Annotated in this window: 8 protein-coding genes; 6 read left to right on the forward strand and 2 right to left on the reverse strand. The window is 70.9% G+C overall.

Annotation, left to right across the window (positions count from 1 at the left end):
* From G3N18_RS14930 to G3N18_RS14950, 5 genes are all read left to right on the forward strand, one after another.
* Window positions 1-691, forward strand: a 691-nt coding sequence (locus G3N18_RS14930) for a glutamate ligase domain-containing protein (protein WP_268932617.1), incomplete at its 5' end; no start/stop codon positions are given.
* Complete coding sequence (mraY, locus tag G3N18_RS14935; RefSeq protein ID WP_196385057.1) at window positions 688-1797, forward strand: phospho-N-acetylmuramoyl-pentapeptide-transferase; 1110 nt, start codon at window positions 688-690, stop codon at window positions 1795-1797. The genes G3N18_RS14930 and mraY, both read left to right, overlap by 4 nt.
* The gene (gene murD, locus G3N18_RS14940; RefSeq protein WP_420827108.1) at window positions 1779-3329 is read left to right on the forward strand and encodes a UDP-N-acetylmuramoyl-L-alanine--D-glutamate ligase; all 1551 of its coding nucleotides are present in this window, start codon (window positions 1779-1781) and stop codon (window positions 3327-3329) included. The genes mraY and murD overlap by 19 nt, the downstream gene beginning before the upstream one ends.
* Before the next feature lie 4 nt (window positions 3330-3333).
* On the forward strand, window positions 3334-4650 hold the full coding sequence (ftsW, locus tag G3N18_RS14945; protein ID WP_196385058.1) for a putative lipid II flippase FtsW: 1317 nt from the start codon (window positions 3334-3336) through the stop codon (window positions 4648-4650).
* A 73-nt stretch (window positions 4651-4723) separates the two neighbouring features.
* Complete coding sequence (locus G3N18_RS14950) at window positions 4724-5827, forward strand: UDP-N-acetylglucosamine--N-acetylmuramyl-(pentapeptide) pyrophosphoryl-undecaprenol N-acetylglucosamine transferase (protein ID WP_196385059.1); 1104 nt, start codon at window positions 4724-4726, stop codon at window positions 5825-5827.
* A gap of 314 nt (window positions 5828-6141) precedes the next feature.
* Here G3N18_RS14950 and G3N18_RS14955 read toward each other — a convergent pair whose 3' ends face one another.
* The gene (locus G3N18_RS14955; RefSeq protein ID WP_196385060.1) at window positions 6142-6525 is read right to left on the reverse strand and encodes a GntR family transcriptional regulator; all 384 of its coding nucleotides are present in this window, start codon (window positions 6523-6525) and stop codon (window positions 6142-6144) included.
* The gene (locus tag G3N18_RS14960; protein WP_196385061.1) at window positions 6522-7421 is read right to left on the reverse strand and encodes a hypothetical protein; all 900 of its coding nucleotides are present in this window, start codon (window positions 7419-7421) and stop codon (window positions 6522-6524) included. Before G3N18_RS14960 ends, G3N18_RS14955 begins: the two co-directional genes overlap by 4 nt.
* 116 nt (window positions 7422-7537) lie before the next feature.
* Between G3N18_RS14960 and murC the strand changes: the two genes are divergently transcribed.
* The gene (gene murC / locus G3N18_RS14965; RefSeq protein WP_196385062.1) at window positions 7538-8962 is read left to right on the forward strand and encodes a UDP-N-acetylmuramate--L-alanine ligase; all 1425 of its coding nucleotides are present in this window, start codon (window positions 7538-7540) and stop codon (window positions 8960-8962) included.
* Window positions 8963-9039 lie beyond the last annotated feature (77 nt).

The raw sequence follows: 9039 nt of genomic DNA on the forward strand, positions 1-9039 counted from the left end.
CGCCGAGCGCGGCGCCGCCGTGCGCTGGTTCGGCCGCGGGCCCGGCGCCGACGTGCGCGCCGAAGACGTCGAGGTGACCGCCGCGGGGACGACGTGCGTCGTCGTCGCCGACGGCGAACGGATGCCTCTGAACCTCCGCGTTCTCGGCGAGCACCACGTCATGAACGCCCTCGCCGCGATCGCCGCGGCCGGTGTGCTGGGGGTGTCGTTGCGCGCGGCCGTGGAGCGGCTCGAGACCGTCGAGATCGCCGAGCGCTGGCGCATGCAGCCGCTCGGCTCCGACCGGGTGCGCATCATCAACGACGCCTACAACGCGAGCCCCGACTCGATGTCGGCGGCCCTGCGCACCCTCGCGCAGATCACCGAGCCCGGTCAGCGCAAGGTCGCCGTGCTCGGCGCGATGAGCGAACTGGGCGAGTTCGCCGGCGAGGAGCACGACCGCATCGGGCTGCAGGCGGTGCGCCTGCGCATCGAGCGGATCGTCGTGATCGGCCGTGACGCCAGGCGCCTCTACCTCGCAGCGGTGGGTGAGGGCTCGTGGGACGGCGAGGCCGTCTTCTTCGAGACCGCCGACGAGGCCTACGACTACCTGATGGGCGAACTCCGCGACGGCGACCGCGTGCTCGTGAAGTCGTCGAACTCGGCGGGCCTGCGTCATCTCGGCGATCGTCTGGGAGAATCGTTCTCGTGAGATCTCTTCTGACGGCCGCCACGATCTCACTCGCCTTCACCCTCTTCCTCACGCCGCTGTTCATCCGGCTGTTCGAGAAGCTCGGGTGGGGGCAGGTGATCCGCACCCCCGAGAACGCGCACAACCCGAACCACCACGCCAAGCGCGGCACGCCCACGATGGGCGGCGTGATCTTCATCCTCGGGTCGATCGTCGGCTACCTCGTCGGCACGCTCACCGGCGGCGCGCCGCCGTCGATTTCGGGCATCCTCGTCATCTGGATGATGGTGGGCCTGGGCGCCGTCGGGTTCATCGACGACTACATGAAGGTGCGTCAGCAGCGCAGCCTCGGCCTGTCGGGCTGGCGCAAGGTCGTAGGTCAGATCCTCGTCGCGGTGCCCTTCGGCATCGTCGCGCTGAACTTCCCCAACCGGGTCGGGCAGACCCCGGCATCCCCGTTCATCTCGTTCTTCCGCGACATCCCGATGCTCTCGTTCCTGGCGCTCGGCGCCGTCATCGGCTGGATCGCGTATCTCGTGTGGATCTCGTTCCTCTCGGTCGCCTGGTCGAATGCCACGAACCTCACCGACGGCCTCGACGGCCTTGCCACCGGCGCGGGCATCTTCACCGTCTCGGCGTACAGCCTGGTGACCTTCTGGCAATTCCAGCAGCGCTGCACGTCGGAGGCCCTCGTCACCGCTTATCAGGCGGCCTGCTACGACACCCGCGACCCGATGGACCTCACGATCATCGCGGCGTCGTTCGTCGGAGCGCTCGTCGGCTTCCTCTGGTGGAACGCGCCGAAGGCGAAGGTCTTCATGGGCGACGTCGGCTCGATGGCCATCGGCGGCGTCATCGTCGCGATGGCCGTGCTTTCGCGCACCGAGATCCTGTCGGTCATCATCGCGGGCGTCTTCATCATCGGCCCCGCCTCGGTCATCTTGCAGCGCTGGTACTTCAAGGCGACGGGCGGCAAGCGGCTCTTCCTGATGAGTCCGTTCCACCATCACCTCGAAATGCGTGGCTGGCCCGAGATCACGATCGTCGTGCGCATGTGGATCATCGCGGGCATGCTCGCCGTCACCGGCGTCGGGCTCTTCTACGTCGAATGGCTGGCCTCGGTGTGAGCGGCGACGACCGGATGAGCGGCGACGTGCGCGACCTCGACGCCCTGCGCAGCTGGCACGCCGACTGGCGCGGCCTGCGGGTCGCCGTGCTCGGCCTCTCGATGACCGGGTTCTCGGCCGCCGACACGCTCGCCGAGCTCGGCGCCGACGTGCTCGTGGTCACCGAGAAGGCATCCGAAGAATACGCGCGGCTCGTGCCCGTCATCGGCGCGCGGCTGGTCGTCGAGCCGCTGCAGGAGGTGCCCGCCGCCCTCGTCGAGTTCGCCCCCGAGGTGATCGTCGCGTCTCCCGGGTTCGCACCGCACCACCCGCTCATCCGGTGGGCGCAGGCGTCGGGCATCGCCCTGTGGGGCGACGTCGAGCTCGCCTGGCGCGTGCGCGACAAGGTGCTCCGTGCCGACGGCTCGCCCGCCGACTGGGTGCTCATCACGGGAACCAACGGCAAGACGACCACGACGCGCCTCACCGCCTCGATGCTGGTCGCCGGGGGACTGCGCGCCGCACCGGTCGGCAACATCGGGGTGCCGGTGCTCGACGCTGTGCGCGACCCGGCCGGCTTCGACGTGCTCGTCGTCGAGCTCTCCAGCCATCAGCTCTGGTACCTCTCGCTGCAGAGCGGCGAGGGCGCGCTCTCGCCGTACGCGAGCGTGTGCCTCAACCTCGCCGACGACCACCTGCAGTGGCACGGCTCGGCGCGCGCCTACCGCGACGCGAAGGCCGTCGTCTACCGGAACACGCGCGTCGCGTGCGTCTACAACAAGGCCGACATCGCGACGCGGGAGATGGTCGAAGAAGCCGACGTCGTCGAAGGATGCCGCGCCGTCGGCTTCGACCTCGGCGTGCCGGGCCCGAGCGACGTGGGCCTCGTCGACGGCATCCTGGTCGACCGCGCGTTCCTCGACGACCGGCACACGAGCGCCCTCGAACTGACGACCCTCGACGACCTGGCATCCGTCGGCCTCGCCGCCCCGCACATGGTCGCGAACATCCTCGCGGCGTCTGCCCTGGCGCGCTCGCTCGACGTCTCGCCCGCGTCGATCCGGGATGCCTTGGCGTCGTTCCGCCTCGATCCGCACCGCATCGAGGTCGTCGCGGTCGCCTCGGGGGTCACCTGGGTCGACGATTCGAAGGCCACCAACCCGCACGCCGCGGCGTCGTCGCTCGCGGCGTTCCCCGGCGCGGTCTGGGTCGTCGGCGGCGACCTCAAGGGCGTCGACATCTCCGATCTCGTCGCCGCGCGCGGCGCGGGAGTGCGCGCCGCGATCGTCATCGGAGTGGAGCGCTCGGCGATCACCGGAGCGTTCGCGCGACACGCGCCGACCATTCCGCTGTTCGAGGTCGACCACACACAGACTGAAGACGTCATGGCGCAGGTCGTCGAACTGGCGGCGCAGATCACCCGTGACGGAGACGTGGTCCTCCTCGCTCCGGCTGCGGCATCGTTCGACCAGTTCACCTCGTACGCAGACCGCGGCACCCGCTTCGCGAGGGCCGTGCACGACAGGTTCGGCGAGTCACCCTCGGCGGAATAGACGGATGACGGAGGTGCCGGTGGCAACGACCACGACCGGGCGCTCCCGACCGACCGCCCTGCCGGGCCCCGCCGCGAGCGGTGCGGGCGACGAGGCTGCCGCCGGAACGGGTTTCGCCGCGCGCGTGTCGCTCGGTCGCGTGTTCGCGCCGGTGCCGAGCGAGTTCCTCCTCATCGCCTCGACGGCACTGATCCTCACCGGCTTCGGGCTCGTGATGGTGCTCTCGGCGACCATGGCGACGGCGGTCGCCGACGGTGCGAGCCCGTTCGAAGTCGTCATGAAGCAGGCGGCGTTCGCCGTCATCGGCATCCCGCTGATGTTCCTCGCGAGCCGCATGCCGGTGCGATTCTGGAAGAAGATCGCCTGGCCGACGCTGATCCTCGCGACCCTGTTCCAGCTGCTGGTGTTCATCCCCGGGCTCGGCGTGACCAACGACGGCAACCAGAACTGGATCCGCATCGCGGGGTTGCAGATGCAGCCGTCGGAGTTCTTGAAGCTCGCCCTCGCGCTGTGGCTCGGCTACGTGCTCTACCGCAAGCAGTCGCTGCTGCGGTCGTGGAAGCACGTGTTCATCCCCGTCGTGCCCGTGGGCGGTCTCGTCATCGGCCTCGTGGCCGTCGGCAGTCACGACCTCGGCACCGGCCTCATCCTGATGGCGATCCTGCTGGGGTGCCTGTTCTTCTCCGGCGTGAAGCTGCGCCTGTTCCTGGTGCCGCTCATCCTCGTGGTGTTCGCGGCGGCGTACTTCGCCGTCACGAGCCCGAACCGCATGGCGCGCATCATGAGCAGCCTCGTGAACTTCGACTCGACCAGCTGCTACAACGCCCCCGTCGGCGACTGCTACCAGGCGGTGCACGGCGTGTGGGCGCTCGCCAACGGCGGCCTGTTCGGCCTCGGGCTCGGCAACTCGCGCGAGAAGTACGGGTGGCTCCCCGCCAAGTCGAACGACTACATCTTCGCGATCCTCGGTGAAGAGCTGGGGCTCGTCGGCTGCGCCGTCGTTCTGCTGCTGTTCACCCTGTTCGCCGTCGGCGCGTTCCACGTCATCCGCAAGACCGATGACCCGTTCGTCCGGATCGTCTCGGGCGGCATCATCGTGTGGGTCGTCGGTCAGGCGATCGTCAACATGGGCGTCGTGCTGCGTCTGTTCCCCGTGCTCGGCGTGCCGCTGCCGTTCCTGTCGCAGGGCGGCACCTCGCTCCTGTCGGTGCTGCTCGCGTGCGGCGTGCTCCTCTCGTTCGCGCGCACCCTGCCGCAGCCCGCGCTCGCGGCGCCGTCCGTAGCCCGGGGGACTGCTCGCGGCGCGCGCGCCACGCGCTGAGCGGGCCGGGCGCGGGCGATCCTCGGGCCGGGCTCGGGGCGGGCACCGGGAGTCGCCGGGTAGGCTCGGGGCGATGACCGAGCACGCTCCGACCACGTACCTGCTGGCCGGCGGGGGCACCGCGGGCCACGTGAATCCGCTCCTCGCCGTGGCCGATGCGCTCCGCGCGCGCGAGCCCGAGGCATCCGTTCTCGTCCTCGGCACGAAGGAAGGGCTCGAGGCGCGCCTCGTACCCGAGCGTGGGTACGAGCTGCTCATCGTCGACAAGGTGCCCTTTCCGCGGCGCCCGAATGCCGCGGCGGCCCGCTTTCCGCTGGTGTGGCGGCGCGCGGTGGCGCAGGTGCGCCGGCACATCCGCGACCGGGACGTCGACGTGGTCGTGGGGTTCGGCGGCTATGCCTCGGCGCCGGCGTACGTCGCGGCGCGGCGCGAAGGCATCCCGTACGTCGTACACGAGGCGAACGCGCGCCCCGGGCTCGCGAACGTGCTGGGTGCGCGGCGGGCTGCGCGGGTGGGCGTGACCTTTGCGGGCACGCCGCTGCGGGGCGGCGAGGTCGTGGGCATGCCGCTCCGGCGCGAGATCGTCGAGCTCGACCGCGCGGCGCTGCGCGACGAGGCGGCAACGACGTTCGGGCTGGATGCCTCGCGCCCGGTGCTCCTCGTCTTCGGCGGCTCGCTCGGCGCGCGGCGGCTGAACGACACGCTCGCCGAGTCATGGCCCGCCATCGTCGGCGCGGGCTGGCAGATCCTGCACGCGGCGGGGGAGCGCAACGAGCTCGTCGACAGCGCGCACCCCGACTACCGGATCGTGCCGTACCTCGACCGCATGGACCTCGCGTTCGCCCTCGCCGACGCCGTCGTCGCCCGTTCGGGTGCGGCGACCGTGAGCGAGCTGACCGCGCTCGGCATCCCTGCCGTGTACGTTCCCTACGCCGTCGGCAACGGCGAGCAAGCCCTGAACGCGGCGTCGGCGGTCGCGGCGGGAGCCGCACGCCTCATCCCCGACGCGGAGTTCACCCCCGACCGCGTGCGAGGAGAGGTCGTGCCCCTGCTGGCAGACCCCGAGACGCTCGGCGCGCTCCGGGCCGCCGCCGAGGCATCCGCCCCCGCCGCCCGCGCGGGCACCGCCGCCGTCGTCGCGCAGATCGACGAGGCCCTGGGGCGCTCCGCGCGCTGACCGTGCCGCGCCGGGCCTGCGCATCGGTGTCGCGCAGGAGGCTGCTCACCCGAATTGTTGGCGCATCTGGCCGTTATCGGCAGCCGTAGCGACAATCTGCGCCAACTTTCGATGGTTGCGCGATGCGGGCCTCGATTTGATGGCGCACCTGGTCGCTTCGAGCACACCACCGCGACAATCTGCGCCAACCATCCGTGATGGCGCGTGCGGGCCTCGATTCGATGGCGCAACCGGTCGCTTTCAGCCGTGATCGCGGCGGTGTGCGCCATCACGCTCGGCGGTGCACCTGCGGCGTACGGCAGGGCTGAGGGCGATCAGCCAGGTAAGCCGGGCGGGGTATCGTCGCGGACTCTGAGCGCCGCCGCGACGAGCGCGATGGCCTGATCGGGGTCGAGCTGCAGTGCACGGATCTGCTCGGCGAAGACGGATGCCGCGCGTTGCGCCTGTCGTGTCGCCGCGTCACCGTGCGCGGCGACGAACGTGCCGTTGCGTCCTCGCGTCTCGATGAACCCGGCGGTCTCGAGTTCGCGATAGGCGCGCGCGACAGTCCCGGGAGCGACCCCCAGATCCTCGGCGAGCCGGCGCACGGTCGGCAGCCGCTCGCCGGGCACGAGTTCGTCGGCGGCGATCTCGGCGACGATCTGAGACCGTAACTGCTCGAACGGGGGTACCGGCGAAGACGGATCGATGACGATCATGCGGTCACCGCGCCTCGCGGCCGCAGGCGGGCGCGGAGCGCGAAGCCCTGCGTCGGGAACACCTGCGAGAGCGCCACCATCGCCAAGCCTGCGACAGACATCGGCGTGGGCGCGGAGGCGCCCTCCAGGGCTGCGCCCCACAGCGCCTGGCTGGTCAGCAGAACCACGATGAGCCACAGGGTGGCGACCGCCAGACACGCTGTCGAGAGAACGCCGCCGCGGAGCGCGTCGTCCCAGGCCAACTGGAGCGCGCTGGATGCCGGCTGCGCGTGCGACACGATGGAGCGCTCCATGTGCGGAAGTGCGGCGGTGACGATCAGCGCGACCGCGCCGACGACGAGCGCCGCGCGCCCTATGCCGGCATCGACGCGCGCAGGCGTGCGCACCCAGGTCACGATCAGCGCCGCGAGAACTGCGAGCCCGCCGGCCACCAGTGCCCACATCACGATCCTGCGCGCCGGACCCACATAGTCCACTGCGCGCATCGATCGGGCGCGGGCGACCCGCGGGGCACCTGCTGCGGGTGAGAACAGGTGCTCGCGCAGGCCCAGCGCGAGCGTCACGCCGAGGGTGATCACGATGACCAGGGGCATGAACACAGCGATCACGAACATCGGATCACTGCCGAGGTCGGTCGAGACGAGCGCCAACGACACGGCGGCCGCCGCGACGAGGGACAACGCCTCGGCGATCCCCGTCCGCCGCATGCTCGCGGCGATGGATGGCCACAGCGGATCGGCGTCGTCGAGGAGCGGGAGGCCGGTGCGCTCTGCCCACCGCGCCGTGCGGCGGTAGGAGGTTTGGCTCCTGCTCTCGTAGAGAACGGCCAAGCCGGATCCCGCCAGCGCGAGCCCCACGAGCGTCACGTTCATGATCCGGGCGGTCTCGGCATCCATGTCTTCTTTGTACGCCGGTTGTATCAATGTGTCAATACATTCCGGTGGCGGGGGAGAGGCGCCCCCCGCGTGCCGTGGACCGGCTCTCAAGAGTGCCGACCTAGAATGAGCGGGCCATGATTCGACCCGACTTGACCCTCCCGATCCCCGACGACATCACCGCCGCGCACTTCATCGGCATCGGCGGCTCGGGCATGTCGGGGCTCGCCGGGATGTTCCTCGACCGAGGCATCCGGGTGTCGGGGTCCGACCGTGCCGACAGTGCCGCCCTGCGCGCCCTCGCCGCCCGCGGCGCCGACGTGCACGTCGGTCACGACGCGGCCAACCTGCCGGCAGACGCCGACACCGTGGTGCACACGGGGGCGATCTGGCCCGAGAACCCCGAGTTCCTGCTCGCCAAAGAGCGCGGCCTGCACGTGATCCACCGCTCGCAGGCACTGCACTGGCTGATCGGCGGGCGTCGCCTCGTGAGCGTCGCGGGCGCGCACGGCAAGACCACCTCGACCGGCATGATCGTGACGGCCCTCCGTGCCCAGGGCGCCGACCCGACCTTCGTCAGCGGGGGAGTGATCGCCGATGCCGCTGTCTCGAGCGGCACCGGATCGGACGACCTGTTCGTGATCGAGGCCGACGAGTCCGACGGCACGTTCCTGCTCTACGACACGTCGATCGCGCTCATCACGAACGTCGATCCCGACCACCTCGACCACTGGGGCACGCGCGACGCGTTCTACGACGCGTTCGTCACCTTCGGCAACGAAGCGCGCGAGGCGGTCGTCATCAGCTCCGACGACCCCGGCGCGCAGCGCGTCGCGGCGGCGCTCACGCACCCTCGTGTCGTGACGTTCGGCGAGGATGCCTCGGCAGACGTGCGCGTCTCGGGCATCGACACCCATGGCCCCGTCTCGTTCACCCTCACCCACGCCGGTGTCTCGGTCGCGGGGCGCCTCGCCGTGCCCGGCGCGCACAACGCGGTCAACGCCGCAGGCGCGGCCGCGGTGCTGCTGACCCTGGGCTACGAGCTCGAACCGGCCCTGCGCGCCGTCGAAGGGTTCGGCGGCACGGTGCGCCGGTTCGAACTGCACGGTGTGCAGCGCGGCGTCAGCGTCTACGACGACTACGCCCATCACCCCACCGAGGTCGCGGCGGCCCTCGCCGCTGCCCGTAGCGTCGTCGGCGAGGGGCGGATCATCGCGATCCAGCAGCCGCACACCTACTCGCGCACGCAGGAGATGTACCGCGAGTTCGCCGAGGTGCTCGAAGCCGCCGCCGACCACACCGTCATGCTCGACGTGTACGGCGCGCGCGAAGATCCGGTGCCGGGCGTGACCGGCGCCCTCGTCAGCGGCGCGTTCGCCGACCCCGAGCACGTGCACTTCGTGCCCGATTGGCAGCAGGCCGCCGACTACACGGCATCCATCGCCCGCCCCGGCGACTACGTCATCACCCTCGGCTGCGGCAACGTCTACCAGATCATTCCGCAGGTGCTGCAGGCACTCGCCGAGACCGAGACCGGCGCACCCGCCGAGACCGGGGCCTAGCGCGTGCGCCGGCCCGGCCCCCTGCCCGCGGAGCAGACCGCGAAGCCCGAGCCCGCGCCGCGTCGCACCTCCGGCAG

Source organism: Microbacterium paulum, from assembly GCF_015707995.1.
GTDB lineage: Bacteria > Actinomycetota > Actinomycetes > Actinomycetales > Microbacteriaceae > Microbacterium > Microbacterium paulum.

Excerpts from the sequence above, each read along its gene's own strand:
- murD (WP_420827108.1), top strand. The coding sequence starts at position 1,779 with ATGGCTGGCCTCGGTGTGAGCGGCGACGACCGGATGAGCGGCGACGTG.
- ftsW (WP_196385058.1), top strand. The coding sequence starts at position 3,334 with ATGACGGAGGTGCCGGTGGCAACGACCACGACCGGGCGCTCCCGACCG.
- G3N18_RS14950 (WP_196385059.1), top strand. The coding sequence starts at position 4,724 with ATGACCGAGCACGCTCCGACCACGTACCTGCTGGCCGGCGGGGGCACC.
- G3N18_RS14955 (WP_196385060.1), bottom strand. The coding sequence starts at position 6,525 with ATGATCGTCATCGATCCGTCTTCGCCGGTACCCCCGTTCGAGCAGTTA.
- G3N18_RS14960 (WP_196385061.1), bottom strand. The coding sequence starts at position 7,421 with ATGGATGCCGAGACCGCCCGGATCATGAACGTGACGCTCGTGGGGCTC.
- murC (WP_196385062.1), top strand. The coding sequence starts at position 7,538 with ATGATTCGACCCGACTTGACCCTCCCGATCCCCGACGACATCACCGCC.